Genomic DNA, 18,630 nt, shown 5'->3' on the forward strand with positions numbered 1-18,630 from the left:
GTTATGAGTGAGAGTTTGCGGGTCGGGCTTGCGGGCCTTGGCACGGTCGGTGCGTCGGTGGCGAAGGTGATCGCCGAAAAAGCGAACGAACTGGCGGCCCAGTGCGGCCGCCCGGTCGAGATCACCGCCGTTTCCGCCCGCGACCGGTCCCGGGATCGCGGCTTCGATCACACGCAAATGCACTGGTTCGACGATCCCGTCGCGCTGGCCCAAAGCAATCATATCGACGTGTTCGTCGAGCTGATCGGCGGCGATGAGGGGCCGGCGCTGGACAGCGTCGCCGCCGCGCTCGATGCGGGCCGCCATGTCGTCACCGCCAACAAGGCCCTTCTCGCCAAACACGGTGTCGAACTGGCGCGCAAGTCCGAGGCGGCCGGCGTGATCCTCAATTTCGAGGCGGCGGTCGCCGGCGGCATTCCGATCATCAAGACGATGCGCGAATCGCTGTCGGGCAACAAGGTCAGCCGCGTCTACGGCATCATGAACGGCACGGCGAACTACATCCTGACCCGCATGGAGCGCGACCGCATCACCTTTGCCGAATGTCTCGCCGACGCCCAACGGCTCGGCTATGCGGAGGCCGATCCGACCTTCGACATCGAGGGCCATGACACGGCCCACAAGCTGGCCATCCTGGCATCGATCGCATTTGGCACGCAGATCGCCGCCGACGACATCTACATGGAAGGCATTTCCAACATCGCGCTCGGCGACATCGAGGCGGCGCGGGAACTGGGTTACCGGATCAAGCTTCTGGGCGTTGCCCAGCGCACCGCCAGCGGTATCGAACAGCGCGTCCACCCGACCATGGTGCCGCTCGGCTCGGTCATCGCCCAGGTCGATGGCGTCACCAATGCGGTGGCCGTCGAGGCCGACGTGATCGGCACGCTGATGATGTCCGGGCCCGGCGCCGGCGGCAACGCCACCGCATCGGCGGTGATCGGCGATCTGGCCGACATCGCCAAGGCCCAGCCGGGCCGCCAGCAGGCACCGGCGCTCGGCCGGCCGGCGGACCTGCTCGAACCCTATGAGCGGGCGCGTATGCGGACCCATGAGGGCGGCTATTTCGTGCGCCTGACCGTGCACGACCGGCCCGGCGTTTTCGCCGCTCTGGCCACCCGCATGGCCGAACAGGACATCTCGCTGGAATCCATCGTCCAGCACGGCGCCGCGCCGCATCCCGTGCCGATGGGACCGGACAACCCCTATGGCGACGATCTGGACGGGACCGACCCGAAGACCGTCATCCTGATCACCCACGAAACGACCGAACAGGCGATCCGCAAGGCGATCGAGGGCATTTTGCAGGACGGCCATCTGGTTTCGCGCCCACAGGTCATCCGTATCGAGCGGGCCGGCTGACACAACGGTCAAACCGCTGGCACCTAAATCGATTTTGTTTGGGGCGGGGGCGTTTTCGGCCTTTTGCCCGGGCCGCCCCTGTGGTCAGTGCGGGCCGACAAGAACAGGATCGGGTCTGATTTCATGAACGAAACCATGCAAACGCCGGGGTTGACCCGCGAATTGTCGCTCGAACTTGCGCGCGTCACCGAGCGCGCGGCGGTGGCCGCCGCGCGGCTGCGCGGCCGAGGCGACGAGAAGGCGGCGGACCAGGTCGCGGTCGATGCGATGCGCGCCGAACTCAACCGTCTGCCGATCGCCGGCACCGTGGTGATCGGCGAGGGCGAGCGCGACGAGGCGCCGATGCTCTATATCGGCGAGGAAGTGGGCGCGGGCGGCGGGCCGGCCGTCGATATCGCGCTCGATCCGCTGGAAGGCACCACAGTGTGCGCCAAGAACCAGCCCAACTCGCTGGCCGTCATCGCCATCGCCACCAAGGGCAGCCTTCTCAACGCGCCCGATGTCTACATGGAGAAAATCGCCATTGGTCCGGGCTATCCGGACGGGCTGATCGATATCGACGCGAGCCCGGCCGATAACATCTATGCGCTGGCCAACGCCAAGAACGTGCCGGTCAACGAGATCACCGCCTGCATTCTGGACAGGCCGCGCCATGCCAAACTGATCGAGGCGGTGCGCGACGCCGGTGCCGCGATCCGGCTGATCGGTGACGGCGACGTGGCCGGGGTGATCGACACCACCGACCCCGAGGACACCGGGATCGACATCTATATCGGCACGGGCGGCGCGCCCGAGGGCGTTCTGGCAGCCGCTGCGCTGCGCTGCGTCGGCGGCCAGATGCTTGGCAGGCTGATCCTCGATACCGACGAGAAGCTGTCCCGCGCCGGACGCATGGGCATCGACGATCCGCGCCGCATCTATTCGGTCATGGACATGGCCAGCGGCGACGTGCTGTTTGCGGCGACCGGCGTCACCGACGGCAACATGCTGGCCGGCGTGCGCTTTGCCCGCAACTACATCCAGACCGAGACGATCGTCATGCGTTCGCGTTCGCAGACGATCCGCGAAATCACCGCGCGTCACCTGGACATGGACAAGTTCTGAGACCTGCCGGGCCATCGGTCACGCTTGACGCTGCCACCGGCAGGGGCGACATGAGGCCATGACCAGCCGCCCCGCCTTTCTCGATGTGCGCCAGTCGGCCCGGCAAAGGCGCTGGATCGAGAAGCTGACGCCGGCACAGGCGAACATCGCGCTCGACATGGCGCAGACGCATGGCATCGAAGAGATCATCGCCCGCGTGATGGCCGCGCGCGGCGTCACCGCCGGCGAGGCGGCCGGCTTTCTCGACCCGACGATCAAGGCGCTGATGCCCGATCCGTCGGTGATCACCGGACTGAATGAAGCGGCCGAGCGGATCGCGCGCGCGATCACCGAAGGCGAACGCGTCGCGATCTTTGGCGACTACGATGTCGACGGCGCCGCGTCGAGCGCGCTGCTTTCCCGCTATCTGGCGCATTTCGGGATCGCAGCGGACATCTACATTCCCGACCGCATTTTCGAGGGCTACGGCCCGAACCCGGCGGCGATGGCCAAGCTCGCCGAAAACGCCGACCTGATCGTCACTGTCGATTGCGGCACCAACAGCGCGGCCGCGTTCGAAACCGTGGCGGGCTCGGGCACCGACATCGTCGTGCTCGACCATCACCAGGTCGGCGGGCCGCTGCCCCAAGTGGTCTCGGTCGTCAATCCGAACCGCGACGACGACATGTCCGGGCTCACCTATCTGTGCGCTGCTGGCGTCGTCTTCATGACGCTGGTCGATGTCTCGCGCCAGTTGCGCAGCGCAGGCCGGCGCGATCTGCCCGATCTGATGGCGCTGCTCGATCTGGTCGCGCTGGCGACGGTTTGCGACGTGGTGCCGCTCGTCGGCCTCAACCGGGCCTTTGTCGTCAAGGGTCTGGCCGTGGCGCGCCGCCAGACCAATGCCGGCCTTGCCGCCCTGGCCTCGGTGGCGCGGATCGGCGAACCGCTGGCACCGTTTCATTTCGGGTTCGTTCTGGGCCCGCGCATCAATGCCGGCGGGCGCATCGGCGATGCCGCGCTTGGCGCGCGGCTGCTCACCGCCGACGATCAGGACGGCGCACGGGCTCTGGCCGGCGAACTCGACGCGCTCAACGCCCAGCGCCAGGCGATCGAAGTGCAGATGGTCGAGGAGGCCCGCGCCGAGGCCGAGCGCGAGCTTCAGTCGGCCAATCCGCCTTCGGTGATCGTGACCGCGAGCCATGACTGGCATCCGGGCATAGCCGGGCTGATCGCCTCGCGCCTCAAGGAAGCGCTGCGCAAGCCCGCTTTCGCCATCGCGTTCAATGCCAACGGCATCGGCACCGGGTCTGGCCGGTCGATTGCCGGCTTCGACATGGGCCGGATGGTACGCGCGGCCGTGGAAGCGGGCATCCTCGAAAAAGGCGGCGGCCATGCCATGGCCGCGGGTCTGACCGTCCGCACGGAAAAGCTCGGCGAACTGCGCGCCTTCTTCGAGGACAAGGCCAGCGAGGCGGTGGGCCGGCTGATCGAAAACGATGCTCTGGAGATCGATGGCGCGCTCTCGGCGTCGGGCGTGACGGCGGCGCTGATCGACAAGCTCGCCAGGGCGGGCCCGTTCGGCGCCGGCCATCCGGAGCCGGTGTTCGCCCTGCCGCGTCACCAGATCGCGCATGTCAAACCGGTCGGCAACGGTCACCTGAAGCTCGGCTTGCGCGGCATGGGGCCGGGCACGCTCGATGCGATCGCCTTCAGGGTGCGGGACGAACCGCTGGGCAAGATGCTGGCCGAAAATGCCGGACGCAGCCTGCATCTGGCAGGCACCGTGTCCATCAATCACTGGAACGGCCGGCAGATCCCGCAATTGCGCGTCATCGACGCCGCGATTCCGGACCGATAACCCGTCGGGTCTGTCAGAGGTGGCTGCCGAGGCGCGTTCCGGCCTTCAGATAGCGCATCGGATTGACGGCCTGGCCGTCCTTGCGCACTTCGTAATGCAGGTGCGGACCCGTCGACCGTCCCGTATTGCCCGATGCGCCGATCCGCTGGCCGGCGGAAACCTCCTCGCCGACCCTCACCTGAATGCGGCTCAGATGGGCAAAGCGCGTCTTCAGCCCGTTGCCATGGTCGATCTCGACCATCTTGCCGTAACCGCCATTGCGGCCGGCCCGGACGATCTTGCCGCTCGCCGGTGCGCGGATTGGCGTGCCTGTCGGCGCCCGGAAGTCCATGCCGGCGTGAAAGGCGCTGCGGCCCAGGATCGGGTCGCGGCGCGGCCCGAAACCGCTGGTGATCCGCTGACCGGGCGCGGGATGGGCGATCGGAAAGGCGGTGACTTCGCTCTTTGTGCGTTCAAGCGCGTCAAGCGCGGTCTGCAGCGCTTCGATGCCGGTTTCGAACGATTCATCCGCCGAGATGTCGCCGATCGGCACGAACGGGCCGCCGACCGCGTCGAGCGGCGTGGTCTCCGAGCGGATCGGAAGACCCGATTCCCTTGCGGCCGCGATGATCGCGTTGCGCTTGGAGTGTGCGGCGCGGGCGAGAACGCCGAGTTGCTCAAGCTGCGCGGTCTCGATCTCGTCCAGCGTCGAGGTGACGCTGCTGAGCGCGGTGAGCGGATCGGCCGGGCCGAGACGGTCGGCCTTGGTGCTCGCCGCCGAGCGCGTGGCTGGCGCGTAGCCGAGCCCGGCCCGAACGGGCCGCGTGGCCGGCGCCAGCAGCGGATTGGCGGGCACGATGGTCTCAAGCGCGGCCTGGTCGGCGCCCGGCCTGAGCGCCGGGACGGGCAGGGCGTCCGCGGGAACCGCCTGCGCGCCGATACCGCGGCCGCGCGCCCGTTCGAGCAGCGGCGCCAGCGTTCCCGACCGCTCGGCCAGCGCGCTTTGCCGCGTTGCCAGTTCGGCGATCTTGCTTTCCATGAACTGCTGGTCGAGCAGCCGGTGCGAAGTGATCCGGTCGACCTGCGCGCGCAGCGACGCGATCCGGTCCTCGTAGGCGTGCTGGACCCGGGCCTGACGCAGCACTGCGGCGTTGATCAGATCGTCACGCATGATCAGATAGCCTGTGGCGATCAGATAGCCGGCGGCGACCGCCAACAGAAGCGAAGCGCCAAGCGCGACGGCCCAGGGCCGGACGGTGAAATGCCTGATCCGGTCGCCCTGGGCGATGACGATCATGTGCGGCTGCCGGCGGCGTCCGAATACGGCGGATTGACCCACGATACCCCGTCTCCAGTGTCATTATCCTGACCCGGAATTAGAAGGCGTTAGGGTTAACAAAGCGTATCGCCGCCGGTCGCTGGCGGCCCCGCGGCGGCCGGGATCAGCCGTTGAGCGCGACGGCCGCCTCCAGCACCGCTTCGGCATGGCCGGGCACTTTCACCTTGCGCCAGACCTGCGCGATCTTGCCGTCGGCATCGATCAGGAAGGTGGAGCGCTCGACACCCATGTATTTGCGGCCATACATGCTTTTTTCGACCCATACGCCATAGGCTTCGAGCGTGGTCTTTTCCTCGTCGGAAGCGAGGGTGACCGTGAGATCGTGCTTGGCCTTGAACTTGTCGTGCTTGGCGGCGCTGTCCGGCGACATGCCGATCACCGCCGTGTTGGCCGCCTTGAAGTCGTCGAGCAGGCCGGAAAAGGCGATCGCTTCCTTGGTGCAACCGCTGGTGTCGTCCTTGGGGTAGAAGAACAGCGCCACCTTCTGGCCCCGGAACGCGGAGAGCGACACGGTTTCGCCATTGTCGGCCGGAAGGGTGAAATCGGGCGCTTCGGCGCCGGCATCGATTGTCGTCACGGATCGGTTTCCTCGTCATCGGGTTGGGTCGGGGCGTGCGGATCATGCGTCGCGCCGGACGCGTCGCAGTCTTGCACGCCATGACATATAAGCGATGGTGCGCGGGCGTCCACGGCGATTCCCGCTTACCTGCCAGGTGCGCGAACGGTCGGAACGATTTGAACAGGCACGACACCCAATATGTGAAGTTCGAGCGCGACGCGGGCCGGCGCCTGCGAACGCTGCCGTCCCATGGCGGGCGCCGCAAGGGGCCGGTGCATGCGCCGCTTCTGCCCCCGGTCCGCCGCCTCGCGCGGCGGACGATCGGCTTTTCCGTTGTGGCGGTCGTGGCGGTGGTCTTGCTGGCCGCCATGCTTGCCGCCAGCGGGCTTCTGGCCGGTCCCGCCCAGCGTATGGCCGGCGAAACGCTGCAGCGCATGGTGCCCGAGGGGTTTGCGCTGACATTGGGCAGCACCGATGTCCGCCTCTCTTGGCCGCCAAGCGTGGCGGTGACGTTCGACGACGTGTCGCTTGCGCCCGGTCCCCAGGCCGACCCGGTGGCGACGGTCGGCCGGCTGTCCGTGCAGATCGACCCCGTCAGCCTTGTGCGCGACAACCCCCGCGTGGCCGGCATCGCCGTCAAGGGCGTGCACATCGACAGAGCGGCCATGGCCGCGTTCAATGCCGGCGGCGACGAAGCGCCCGGCGTGCCGTTCGCACTCTCCGAAGTGCCCGAGCGGTTCGACGCCCTGTTTGCGGCGATGCGTCGATGGGGCGCGATCCACCTGCACCAGGAGGGCGGACTGCGCCTGAACATTGCCGACAGCACCCTTGTGCTGGGTGAGGGCGGCATGGTCTCGACCCTCTCCGTCGAGCGGCTGACGGGACGCGCCGATGCCAGGGGCAATGCCGTATTCGAGGGCGAGATCGCTTTCGACGGCAGCATCTCGGCCGTTTCGGGCGAATTGAACGTTCCACGCGCCGACCAGCCGTCGGAACCCGCGCAGCTCTTGGTGACAGTCGATGCGATGCCGTTTCCCTGGCGCCGCCTGCCAACGCTGTTCTCCGAGGTGGCCGCCGATCACGAGCCCGGCGCCGAACGGCCGCCCGTGCCCACCGAGACGGTATTGGAACTGGTCCACACGCCGCGCGATTCAGCCGCCAACGTGCTTCGGGCGACGCTTGCGCCGCAAGATCTGACCCTGAAGCTTGGGGCGGACGATTTCGTGCCGCTCGGCGGACGGATCGTCGCCGATTATGGTTTCGAAGACCGGGTGCTCTCGGTCGAACCGCGGCAATGGTCGCTCGGCCGCTCGACCTTCGAACTGTCGGTGCGCATGCGCGATGCCGTTGACGCGGCTCCCGCGCCGGGCGCTGCTTTCGCGCCGCTCGAATTCGATGCGATCGCCAATCGCGGGCGCCTGTCGCCGGCCGATTCGCCCGAGCAATCACTGCGTTTTGCGGCGCGCGCGCGGGGCATCGTCGATCCCGCCGAACGGCTTGTGCGGTTCACCGACATGCAGATGCAGTCTGACGCCGGCGGCGCCAGCGCCGAGGGCCAGATGAGCTTTTACGCTGCCGCGCCGAGCGCGGTGTTCAAGATGGACATCGAGGACATGTCGGTCGCCGGGCTCAAACAGTTCTGGCCGGCGCCGGTGGCGCGCGGCGCAAGGCGCTGGGTTCTGGACAATCTCGCAGGCGGGCGGGTGGTTTCAGGCCGTTTCGACATCGTTGAGCCGCTGCGGCGGCGCCTGCCGGGCACGAACCAGCGCGTCCTTGGCGACACGGAGATCGCGCTCGAGGTTGAAGGCGTGCGCTTTGACATTGCCGGCGATCTACCGCCGGTTCGCGATGCGGTCGGCCGGATCGAGCATTCCGACCAGACCACCCGCATGCTGCTGCGATCGGGCACGGTGTTCCTGCCGTCGGGCCGGACGGCCGAGGCCAGCGACGGCGTGATGGTGATCCAGCCCGAGGATGAGAACGGGCTGGTCGGCGCCGATGTCAGTGTGCGCGTCCGCGGCACGGCCGCAGCGCTCGGCGAGATCATCGCATACCGGCCGATCAACGCGATGCAGTATCGCGCCTACGACCCCGACGACTTGAGCGGCAATGTGGATGCGCAGATCGCCATCGGCCTGTTTCTCAATGGCGGCGAGGACGGGCCGAGACCCGACTGGACCGTCGACATGGACTTGTCGGACGCGGCCATTGCCGAGCCCGTCGACGGCTCGCTTCTCACCGGCTTGAACGGCGCCGTCAGCGTCACGCCCGCGCGCGCCGAGCTGGATCTGACCGGGGCGATCGACGGTCTGCCCGCCGAGATCGCCATGACGATCCCGTTCGCATCGGATGTCGAGGCGGCAAGGTCGATCACGCTGCGGCTCGACGATGCCAGCCGCGAGACTTTCGCGCCTGGGCTGGACGTGCTGCTGCGTGGACCGACCCCGCTGGAAATGGAGGGCACGGGCGCGGCGTTCCACGTGTCGGCCGATCTGACATCGGCCGAACTCCTGTTGCCCTGGATCGGCTGGTCGAAGGGCGCCGGCGTCGGCGCCCGAGCGAACTTCCATCTGCTTCTGGACGGCGAGACGGCGGTGCTCGACGCGTTCAGCCTGACCGGCGGTCCGTTCGGCGCCGAGGGGCGGATCGCGGTCGATGGCAAGGGGTTGAGCCAGGCCCGCTTCGGCTCACTGCGGCTCAATGAGGGCGACAGCGTCTCCGTCGATGTTCGCCGCGAGGGCGCGGGGTACGCGGTCGATGTCGAAGGGCAGGCCGTCGATGCGCGGGCGCTGATCCGCCACGTCCGCAGGCAGATGCAGCAAAGCGGCGAGGGCGGCGGCACGCCGGTGACGGTCTCGGCGTCGCTCGGCACCGTGCGCGGTTTTCGCGGTGTGGAGATGCGCGACGTGCGCACCGAACTGTCGATCCGTGACGGCGGGGTGGAAAACCTGTCGATTACCGGCACCAGCGACACCGGCATGCCGTTCTCGGTGGCGATTCGCGGGCAGGGCGCCGGGCGGCGCGTGCGCATCGAGGCGCTGGACGCCGGCGGGTTCCTGCGTTTTCTCGATCTGTACGGACAGATTCGCGGCGGCGTCCTCAATGCCAGCCTGGCCGGCGCGCCGGGCGGCCAATTGTCCGGTCCCGTGCAGATGACCGGTTTCAGCGTGTTCGACGAGCCGAAACTGTCGCAGCTCGTCTCGACGCGCGGCGACGGAACCGCCAGCCTGAGCGAAGCGGTGCGCCGCGACATCGACACGCGCGAGGTCGTCTTCGACGTGGCGCAGGCCAACGCGGTCTTTGCGCCGGGCGGCCTTTCGATCGGCCAGGGCATCGTGCGTGGCCCGATGGTCGGCTTCGCGCTTCAGGGCCAGGTCTATGACCGGGACGGCGAGATGCGGATGACGGGCACATTCATGCCCGCCTACGGCGTCAATTCGCTGTTCTCGGAAATACCGATCCTGGGGCTTTTCCTGGGCAATGGGCGCGAACGCGGGCTGATCGGCGTGACCTTCAAGCTCGAAGGCTCGTTCGAACGGCCGCAGATCACGGTCAATCCCTTGTCCGTGATCGCGCCCGGCCTGTTCCGGTCGATCTTCGAGTTCAGGTGACATCTGTCCACCTCCCCCTTGAGGGGAGGTCGGCGAGTGGCGCCGTCACACCGGCCGGACGAGCACGTGCTTCTTCTTGCCGACGGACAGCTTGACGACGCCGTCGGCGACCGCGCCTTCATCGACCGTCAGGCGCTCGTCGCTCACCGCCGAATCGTTGACCCGCACGGCGCCGCCCTTCACATGCCGGCGCGCTTCACCGTTCGATACGGCAAGGCCCGCGGCAACCAGCAGGTTCAACAGCCCCATGCCGGCCGACAGGTCGGCGGCTGGAACCTCGATCGTCGGCAGGTTCTCCGACAGCGCCCCTTCCTCGAACGTCTTGCGCGCGGTCTCGGCGGCCTGTTCGGCAGCATCGCGCCCATGCACCACTGCCGTCGCCTCGGTCGCCAGAACCTTTTTGGCCTCGTTGATCTCGGTGTCTTTCAACGCGGCGAGTTTGGCGATCTCGTCGAGCGGCAGGCGCGTGAAGATCTTCAGGAACCTCTCGACGTCGGCGTCCTCGGTGTTCCGGAAGTACTGCCAGAAATCATAGGCGCTGAAGAGGTCCTCGTTCAGCCAGACGGCGCCCTGCGCGGTCTTGCCCATCTTCTGGCCCGACGATGTGGTCAAAAGCGGCGTCGTCAGCGCGTAGAGCTGCGGGCCGCCCATCTTGTGGGACAGGTCGAGCCCGTTGACGATGTTGCCCCACTGGTCCGAGCCGCCCATTTGCAAAATGCAGTCATAGCGCCGGTTCAGTTCGGTGAAGTCGTATCCCTGCATGATCATGTAATTGAATTCGAGGAACGACAGCGATTGCTCGCGGTCGAGCCGAAGCTTGACCGAATCGAAGGTCAGCATCCGGTTGACGGAGAAGTGCCGGCCCACCTCGCGCAGGAAGTCGACATAGTTCAGTTCCATCAGCCATTCGGCATTGTTGACCATCAGCGCGCCGGTTTCGCCCTCGCCATAATCGAGAATGCGGCCGAAGACGGTCTTGATGCCGGCGATGTTGTCCTCGATCTTTTCGGGCGTCAGCAATTGGCGCTGGTCGTCGCGGAACGAGGGGTCGCCGACCATGGACGTGCCGCCGCCCATCAGCGTGATCGGCCGGTGGCCGGTCTGCTGCAGCCAGTAGAGCATCGTCACGGAGATCAGATTGCCGATATGCAGGCTGGTCGCCGTCGCGTCATAGCCGACATAGGCGGTGATCGGCCCTTCCATACACTTTGCGTCCAGTCCTTCAGGATCGGAGATCTGGTGGATGAAACCGCGTTCGTTCAGGACGTTCAGAAAGTCGGACTTGTAGGCGGGCATGGGTGCGGTGTTCCGTGCAGATGAGGTGGCCGGCCTTGCCCGCAGGTGCGGACCATTGCCGTGCAAAACCGGTCTGTTCCGGTTTCACGCCGTCATGGCGGTTTGCTTGGTCAAGATCAAGCCGGTGCGGCGCTCGACAGGTCTGCGAGGTAACGACGCATGAGGGCTCTACCGCCCGGCAAGCTTCCGGACATTGTCCGGCACCAGTTCGCCGCGCAGGCGGGCATCGAGATAGTCGGCGCATTCGCCCAGCAGCGTTTCTTCCATCCCCGAGAAGAAATGGTTGGCGCCGGGCAGGGTCTTCTGGGTGATCAGAATGCCCTTTTGCGTGTGCAGCTTGTCGACAAGCCCCTGCACCGCGTCGGGCGGCGCGACCTTGTCGCTATCGCCGTGGATGATCAGTCCGGACGAGGGGCATGGCGCCAGGAAAGAGAAGTCGTAAGTGTTGGGCTGCGGCGCGATCGACATGAAGCCCTCGATCTCGGGCCGGCGCATCAGAAGCTGCATGCCGATCCAGGCGCCGAAGGAATAGCCGGCGATCCAGCACGATTTCGATTCGGGATGCAGCGACTGCACCCAGTCGAGCGCGCCGGCGGCGTCCGACAGTTCGCCCACGCCATGGTCGAACTCACCCTGGCTGCGGCCGATCGAGCGGAAATTGAAGCGCAGCGTGGTGAAGCCGCGCTTCTGGAACATGTAGAACAGATTGTAGATGATCGGGTTGTTCATCGTTCCGCCGAACTGCGGATGCGGATGCAGGATCATCGCGATCGGCGCCGTCTTGTCGGCGGCCGGCTGGTAGCGGCCTTCGAGGCGTCCCGCCGGTCCGTTGAAAATCACTTCTGGCATCGGGTCTCCTTGGCAAAACCGTCGGCGGCCCATCGCATGCGGCGCTGCCGGCATTGAGATGCGTGTTTGCGGCCCGGTTTCAAGGTCTGAAAAGGTTGAATGCAAGCGCGGAGGCCGTCATATGACCATCGACCCCGAAATATCAAGGAAATCCCGCACCTGGCGGGAAAAGAGCGGCCGGTGACGCACTATCTGGACCATAACGCCTCGGCGCCCCTTTTGGAGGCCGCGCGCGAGGCAGTGCTTGCGGCGATGGAGATCGAGGGCAATCCGTCGTCCGTCCACAGGAACGGTCGGGCCCTGCGCGCCATGGTCCAGAAAGCCCGGCGGCAGGTGGCCGGGCTGGTCGGCACCGCGCCGGACCACATCGTCTTTACCTCCGGCGCGACCGAGGCGGCCGCGACATTGCTGACGCCGCACTGGTCGATGGGCCGGTCGTCGCTGACGATGGGCCATCTTTATGTCTGCGCCGCCGATCACCCCTGCCTTCTGGCGGGCGGGCGTTTCCTGCCCGAAGCGGTCACGCGAATCGGCGTCGGTCCAGATGGACTGCTCGATCTTGAGACGCTCAAAGGACGGCTCGCCGCGCACGACAAGGCCGCGGGTCTGCCGCTCGTCGCGGTTCATTGGGTCAACAATGAGACAGGCGTGATCCAGCCCGTCGAGGAGATCAGCGCCGTCGTGCGCGGCGCCGGCGGCATCCTCGTCCTCGATGCGGTGCAGGCGCTGGGGCGCATTCCGGTCGATCTTTCAACGGGTTTGGCCGATTTCCTGATGCTGTCGTCGCACAAGATCGGCGGACCGAAAGGCATGGGCGCCATTGCCGGAGCGTCCGATCTGATGATGCCGCTGCCGCTGATCGCCGGCGGCGGGCAGGAGCGCGGCCACAGGAGCGGTACCGAATCGCCGGCGCTGATCGCGGGTTTTGGCGCGGCCGCCGACGCCGCCGTTGCGGGGTTGAACGGTTTTTCCGAACTGGCACCGTTGCGCGATCGCTTCGAGACCGAACTGCGGCGTGCGGCCGCTGATGTCGTCGTGCACGGCGTCGCCGCGCCGCGCGTCGCCAACACCGTTTTCTTCACCGTGCCGGGCATCAAGGCGGAGACACTGGCCATTGGCCTCGACCTGGCCGGGTTCGCCGTGTCTTCAGGCTCGGCCTGCTCATCGGGCAAGGTGGGCAAGAGCCATGTGCTCGAAGCGATGGGCGTCGAGGGCGACGATGGCGCGATCCGTGTCTCGTTCGGATTGGGAACGGGTTGGGCGGATTTGTCCGCGTTGGTCGATGCGCTGACGCCGCTGATCGGACGGATGCGCGCCGCCTGACGGCTTGCCTTCGCGGCAAGAAATGCCACATGATGGAAAACCTATGGCAAAAAGTCAGATTTTCGCTCTTTAGAACTTTTCAAAACTGATGTATGGACTAGATTGACCATGATGAAGGCCGCGTCAGACGGCCATCGTGCGCGCGGTAGCGCTGCATGCAGTTCGGTTGGAAGGAGAGATCGCCATGCCCGCGGTTCAGGAGACGATCGATCAGGTCGCAAAGATCGATGTCGATCAGTACAAATACGGCTTTGAGACCATCCTGGAGATGGACAAGGCCCCAAAGGGCCTGAACGAGGACATCATCCGCTTCATCTCGGCCAAGAAGGAAGAGCCCGAATGGATGCTGGAGTGGCGGCTTGACGCCTATCGGCGCTGGCTGACGATGGAGGAACCCGACTGGGCACGGGTGAACTATCCCAAGATCGATTTCAACGACATCTACTACTACGCCGCGCCCAAGGGGCAGACCGGCCCGAAGACCATTGACGATGTCGATCCGGAAATCCGCCGCACCTATGAAAAGCTCGGCATTCCGCTTGCCGAACAGGAAATCCTGGCCGGCGTGCAGGAGCGCAGGGTTGCCGTCGACGCGGTGTTCGATTCGGTGTCCGTCGTCACCACCTTCAAGGCCGAGCTCGCCAAGGCCGGCGTGATCTTCATGTCGATCTCCGAAGCCATGCGCGAGCATCCCGAACTGGTGAAGAAATATCTCGCTTCGGTGGTGCCGGTCTCCGACAATTATTACGCCGCGCTCAATTCGGCGGTCTTCACGGACGGTTCGTTCGTCTATGTGCCCGAGGGCGTGCACTGCCCGATGGAACTGTCGACCTATTTCCGCATCAACGAGAAGGACACCGGCCAGTTCGAGCGCACGCTGATCATCGCCGAAAAGGGCGCCTACGTGTCCTATCTCGAGGGTTGCACGGCGCCGCAGCGCGACGAGAACCAGCTTCACGCCGCCGTGGTCGAACTGATCGCGCACGAGGATGCGGAGATCAAATACTCGACCGTCCAGAACTGGTATCCGGGCGATGCCGAGGGCAAGGGCGGCATCTACAATTTCGTCACCAAGCGCGGCGACTGCCGGGGCGACAATTCCAAGATTTCCTGGACCCAGGTCGAGACCGGTTCGGCAATCACCTGGAAGTACCCGTCCTGCATCCTGCGCGGCGACAATTCACGCGGCGAATTCTATTCGATCGCGGTGTCGAACGGTGCGCAGCAGATCGATTCGGGCACCAAGATGATCCATCTGGGCAAGAACACGTCGAGCCGGATCATCTCCAAGGGCATTTCGGCGGGTACGTCGGAAAACACCTATCGCGGCAAGGTGTCCGTGCATCGCAAGGCGACCGACGCGCGCAATTTCACCCAGTGCGATTCGCTGCTGATCGGCGACCGCTGCGGCGCACACACCGTGCCCTATATCGAGGCCAACAATTCCTCGGCGCAGCTCGAGCACGAAGCGACCACCTCGAAGATTTCCGAGGACCATCTGTTCTACTGCATGCAGCGCGGCATTCCCGAAGAGGAGGCGATCGCGCTGATCGTCAACGGCTTCGTCAAGGAGGTCATCCAGGAGCTGCCGATGGAGTTCGCCGTCGAGGCACAGAAGCTGATCGGCATTTCGCTGGAAGGCAGCGTTGGGTAGCAGCAGCCGGTTTTCGGCACAGGCCGGAGAACAGCCATGTTCGATCCGACAACCATCGTCTGGTACGCGGCGATCTGCGGTGCGCTCGCCGCGCTCGCACCTTCGCTTGGCAACCGCAACCGGCGCATTCTTGTCGGTGCCGTCGTCGGCATCGTGGCAGCCAGCCTGTTGCCGCCGGTCCGCGCAGCCCTGGGGTTGTGATGCGAAAAAATGACGACAACCGTGATCTGACCGGCACGATCCGCCTGGCGGGCGCTGCCACCATCCTGTTCGTGACGGTGGCCGGCTATTTGTGGAACCCGTTCGGCGACCGCTATCTGAGCGCCGGGCTTCTGGGCGGTGTCGCCGCCATCAGCTACGCCATGCGCGGGCTGTTCGTGAAGAAGAAACAAGACTGAAAAGACCGAGTTGGGAACGAAGAAAATGCTGGAAATCAAGAACCTGCACGCGCGGATCGCCGAGGATGGCACCGAGATCATCAACGGTCTCAACCTGACCGTGAAAGCCGGAGAAGTGGCCGCGATCATGGGGCCGAACGGCTCGGGCAAGTCGACGCTGTCCTACGTGCTGGCTGGCCGGGACGACTATGAGGTGACCGAGGGCGACATTCTCTACAACGGCGAATCCATTCTCGAGATGGACCCGGCCGAGCGCGCCAGCGCGGGCCTGTTCCTGGCCTTCCAGTACCCGGTGGAAATTCCCGGTGTCGCCACCATGCAGTTCCTCAAGGTGGCGCTCAACGAGCAGCGCAAGGCGCGCGGCGAGGACGAGCTGACGACACCGGACTTCATCAAGAAGGTGCGCGAGGCGGCCGGCACGCTCGGTGTTGAGATGGAGATGCTCAAGCGTCCCCTGAATGTCGGCTTTTCGGGCGGCGAGAAAAAACGGGCCGAGATCCTGCAGATGAAGCTGCTCGAGCCGAAACTGTGCGTGCTCGACGAGACCGATTCCGGCCTCGACATCGATGCGCTGAAGATCGTTGCCGATGGCGTCAACGCGCTGCGTTCGCCCGACCGCGCCGTGATCGTGATCACCCACTATCAGCGCCTGCTCGAATATATCGTGCCCGATACGGTGCATGTCCTGTCCAAGGGCCGCATCGTCAAGACCGGCGACAAGTCGCTGGCGCTCGAGCTCGAAGCCAAGGGCTATACCGACATCATCGCCGAGGCGGCCTGACATGGTTGCAACGCTGAAAAAGCCCGCCGAGGCGCCGCTGACGGCGGCCGAAACGGCGCTGGTTGCGCAATTCGGCCACCGCAGCAGCCATCTGCCCGGCAATGCCGATACCGTGATGGCGCGCGATCAGGCGGTGCAGGCGATCAAGGCGCACCGGCTGCCGACGCGCAAGGTGGAAGCCTGGCACTATACGGACCTGCGCCGGCTTCTGAACGCGATGCCCGAATGGCGCAGCGATGTGGCTGCCGGGCCCGCCGATCCGCTTGTCGACAATGCCCACCGGTTCGTCCTGATCAACGGTCAGCTGATCGAGCGGACCGAAATCGAGGGCTGTCAGATCGAGGCGGTGGCCGACGCGCTGCGCGCCGATGTGGGCGGTGTGATCCTGGAAGCGCCGACCGAAGCCGACGATGCGATCGGCGCGATCAACACCGCGTTTGTGACCGACGGCGTGCGCCTCACCGTCGCCGAGGGTGCCGATATCAGCCGGCCGATCGAACTGCAGTCGGTCCATGATGGCGGGCAGGTGCACACGCGCAACCTCGTCACCGTCGGCGCCGGCGCCAAAGCCGCCTTCATCGACCGGCACATGGGGTCGGACGAAGACGTGCTCGCGTCGAATGCCACCGAACTGACGGTGCGCGAAGGCGCCGAAGTCCGCTGGATCATCGTGCAGGAACAGGGAGCGGCTGCGTCCCATCTCGGCACTTTCAGGCTGACGCTCGAAAAGGACGCAAAAGCCACCCTGTTCATCGCCAACTATGGCGGCCGGCTGGTGCGCCAGGAGGTTCATGCCGCAGCGACCGGCGAGGGCGCCGAACTGGCCTTCCGCGCGATCAACATGATCGGCGAAAAGACTCATTGCGACGTGACGCTGGAACTGGACCATCTCGTCGCCAACACCACATCGACCGAGACGGTGCGCAACGTCGTCACCGGCAAGGCGCAGGGCGTGTTCCAGGGTCAGATCCGCGTCGCACGGGCCGCGCAGAAGACCGACGCGCAGATGGCCTGCAACACGCTGCTGCTCTCCGATGAAAGCGGTTTTGCCACCAAGCCGGAACTGGAGATCTTTGCCGACGACGTCGTCTGCGCCCATGGTGCCACGGTCGCCGAGATCGACGAGGATCATCTGTTCTACCTGATGGCGCGCGGCATTTCGGCCAAGACGGCGCGAGGCCTGCTGATCGAGGCTTTTGTCGACGAGATCGTCGAGGAACTGGACGACGATGCGCTGATCGAGGCGCTTGAAATCCGCATTGCCGACTGGCTGGAGGCGAACGGGTAATGAGCGCCGATCCGGTCTCGAACGCTGCTTACAATGTCGACGCGATCAGGGCCGACTTTCCGATCCTTTCCCGGGAAGTCTATGGCAAGCCGCTGGTCTATCTGGACAATGGCGCATCGGCGCAAAAGCCGCGTGCGGTGATCGACGCGGTGGCGCGCACCTATGAACACGAATATGCAAACGTGCATCGCGGGCTGCATTACCTGTCCAACGCGACGACCGATGCCTATGAGGCAGCGCGCGAAACCGTCCGGCGCTTTCTGAATGCGGACTCGGTCGACGAGATCGTCTTCACCAAGTCGGCGACAGAGGCGATCAACACGGTCAGCCACGGGTTCGGCGCGGACGCGATCGGCGAGGGCGACGAGATCGTCATTTCGATCATGGAGCACCATGCCAACATCGTGCCCTGGCATTTCCTGCGCGAGCGCATAGGCGCCAGGCTCGTCTGGGCGCCCGTCGATGATGAGGGTCGGTTCGACATTGCCGAATTCGAGGCGCGGTTGACCGACCGGACCAAACTGGTCGCGCTGACCCATGTCTCCAACGTCCTGGGGACGGTCGTGCCGATCAGGAAGGTCTGCGAGATCGCCCATGCGCGCGGCATTCCCGTTCTGGTCGACGGCAGCCAGGGTGCCGTGCATCTTCCGGTCGACGTTCAGGATCTCGGGTGCGACTGGTACGTCTTCACCGGCCACAAGACCTACGGGCCGTCCGGAATCGGCGTGCTCTACGGAAAGGCGGAACGCCTTGCGGCCATGAAACCGTTCCAGGGCGGCGGCGAGATGATCCTCGATGTGAGCGAGGATGCTGTAACCTACGCCGATCCGCCGCACCGGTTCGAGGCGGGCACGCCGCCCATCGCCCAGGCGATCGGGCTCGGCGTCGCGCTCGATTACATGGACCGGATCGGCCGTCCCGCCATCGCGGCGCATGAGGCCGATCTGCGCGCCTACGCGCATGAGCAGCTTTCGCGCATCAACGCGCTGCGCATCATCGGCAACGCGCCCGACAAGGCGGCGATCATCGCGTTCGAGATCGAGGGGCTGCACGCGCACGACATTTCCATGGTCATCGACCGGTCGGGTGTTGCCGTGCGTGCCGGCACCCATTGTGCCCAGCCGCTGCTCAAGCGCTTCGGCGCCACGTCCACCTGCCGGGCGTCGTTCGGCATGTACAACACGCGCGCCGAAGTCGACGCGCTGGTCGAAGCGCTGGAAAAGGCGCGGGAGTTTTTTGCATGAGCA

The 18,630-nt window shown here is 65.7% G+C and carries 15 protein-coding genes; 11 read left to right on the plus strand and 4 right to left on the minus strand.

Annotated elements, in window-relative coordinates; translation table 11 throughout:
• The first annotated feature begins 3 nt into the window (after positions 1–3).
• The 3 genes from ACOQOU_RS00540 (at position 4) to recJ (ending at position 4,306) form a co-directional block, all read left to right on the plus strand.
• A complete protein-coding gene (locus tag ACOQOU_RS00540) occupies positions 4–1,362 on the plus strand; it encodes a homoserine dehydrogenase (RefSeq protein WP_306025548.1) in 1,359 nt (452 codons plus the stop codon).
• Positions 1,363–1,485: 123 nt separating this feature from the next.
• On the plus strand, positions 1,486–2,466 hold the full coding sequence (gene glpX, locus ACOQOU_RS00545; protein WP_109767221.1) for a class II fructose-bisphosphatase: 981 nt from the start codon (positions 1,486–1,488) through the stop codon (positions 2,464–2,466).
• 58 nt (positions 2,467–2,524) lie between these two features.
• On the plus strand, positions 2,525–4,306 hold the full coding sequence (recJ, locus tag ACOQOU_RS00550) for a single-stranded-DNA-specific exonuclease RecJ (RefSeq protein ID WP_306025549.1): 1,782 nt from the start codon (positions 2,525–2,527) through the stop codon (positions 4,304–4,306).
• Positions 4,307–4,319: 13 nt separating this feature from the next.
• Here the strand turns inward: recJ and ACOQOU_RS00555 are convergent, their stop codons facing one another.
• Both ACOQOU_RS00555 and bcp read right to left on the minus strand, forming a co-directional pair.
• Positions 4,320–5,582 carry a M23 family metallopeptidase gene (locus ACOQOU_RS00555; protein WP_306025550.1) on the minus strand — a complete coding sequence of 421 codons (1,263 nt, stop codon included), beginning with the start codon at positions 5,580–5,582 and terminating at the stop codon, positions 4,320–4,322.
• Between the two features lie 145 nt (positions 5,583–5,727).
• Complete coding sequence (gene bcp / locus ACOQOU_RS00560) at positions 5,728–6,201, minus strand: thioredoxin-dependent thiol peroxidase (protein WP_109767180.1); 474 nt, start codon at positions 6,199–6,201, stop codon at positions 5,728–5,730.
• A gap of 158 nt (positions 6,202–6,359) precedes the next feature.
• Here bcp and ACOQOU_RS00565 point away from each other — a divergent pair, with 158 nt between their 5' ends.
• On the plus strand, positions 6,360–9,794 hold the full coding sequence (locus tag ACOQOU_RS00565; RefSeq protein WP_306025551.1) for a DUF3971 domain-containing protein: 3,435 nt from the start codon (positions 6,360–6,362) through the stop codon (positions 9,792–9,794).
• A 45-nt stretch (positions 9,795–9,839) separates the two neighbouring features.
• On the opposite strand, the gene tyrS is transcribed toward ACOQOU_RS00565, so the two are convergent.
• Both tyrS and ACOQOU_RS00575 read right to left on the minus strand, forming a co-directional pair.
• Positions 9,840–11,090, minus strand: a complete 1,251-nt coding sequence (tyrS, locus tag ACOQOU_RS00570) for a tyrosine--tRNA ligase (protein ID WP_306025552.1) — start codon at positions 11,088–11,090, stop codon at positions 9,840–9,842.
• 168 nt (positions 11,091–11,258) lie between these two features.
• Positions 11,259–11,939: an alpha/beta hydrolase gene (locus tag ACOQOU_RS00575; RefSeq protein WP_109767219.1), complete on the minus strand. Its 681-nt coding sequence runs from the start codon at positions 11,937–11,939 to the stop codon at positions 11,259–11,261.
• A gap of 180 nt (positions 11,940–12,119) precedes the next feature.
• On the opposite strand from ACOQOU_RS00575, the gene ACOQOU_RS00580 reads away from it, so the two are divergent.
• From ACOQOU_RS00580 to ACOQOU_RS00610, 7 genes are all read left to right on the plus strand, one after another.
• Entirely contained in the window at positions 12,120–13,262 is a 1,143-nt protein-coding gene (locus ACOQOU_RS00580) for a cysteine desulfurase family protein (RefSeq protein ID WP_420578760.1), read from the plus strand.
• 184 nt (positions 13,263–13,446) lie between these two features.
• A complete protein-coding gene (gene sufB, locus ACOQOU_RS00585) occupies positions 13,447–14,916 on the plus strand; it encodes a Fe-S cluster assembly protein SufB (RefSeq protein WP_109767218.1) in 1,470 nt (489 codons plus the stop codon).
• A gap of 36 nt (positions 14,917–14,952) precedes the next feature.
• Positions 14,953–15,117, plus strand: coding sequence for a hypothetical protein (locus tag ACOQOU_RS00590; RefSeq protein ID WP_306025554.1), 165 nt, complete (start codon positions 14,953–14,955; stop codon positions 15,115–15,117).
• Positions 15,117–15,314 carry a hypothetical protein gene (locus ACOQOU_RS00595; protein WP_109767176.1) on the plus strand — a complete coding sequence of 66 codons (198 nt, stop codon included), beginning with the start codon at positions 15,117–15,119 and terminating at the stop codon, positions 15,312–15,314. Before ACOQOU_RS00590 ends, ACOQOU_RS00595 begins: the two co-directional genes overlap by 1 nt.
• Before the next feature lie 25 nt (positions 15,315–15,339).
• Positions 15,340–16,095: a Fe-S cluster assembly ATPase SufC gene (gene sufC / locus ACOQOU_RS00600; RefSeq protein WP_109767175.1), complete on the plus strand. Its 756-nt coding sequence runs from the start codon at positions 15,340–15,342 to the stop codon at positions 16,093–16,095.
• 1 nt (position 16,096) lies between these two features.
• Positions 16,097–17,383 carry a Fe-S cluster assembly protein SufD gene (sufD, locus tag ACOQOU_RS00605; protein WP_306025555.1) on the plus strand — a complete coding sequence of 429 codons (1,287 nt, stop codon included), beginning with the start codon at positions 16,097–16,099 and terminating at the stop codon, positions 17,381–17,383.
• Positions 17,383–18,627: a cysteine desulfurase gene (locus ACOQOU_RS00610; protein WP_306025556.1), complete on the plus strand. Its 1,245-nt coding sequence runs from the start codon at positions 17,383–17,385 to the stop codon at positions 18,625–18,627. Before sufD ends, ACOQOU_RS00610 begins: the two co-directional genes overlap by 1 nt.
• Positions 18,628–18,630: the final 3 nt, after the last annotated feature.

This window comes from Oceaniradius stylonematis (genome assembly GCF_965223445.1).
Taxonomy (GTDB): domain Bacteria; phylum Pseudomonadota; class Alphaproteobacteria; order Rhizobiales; family Rhizobiaceae; genus Roseitalea; species Roseitalea stylonematis.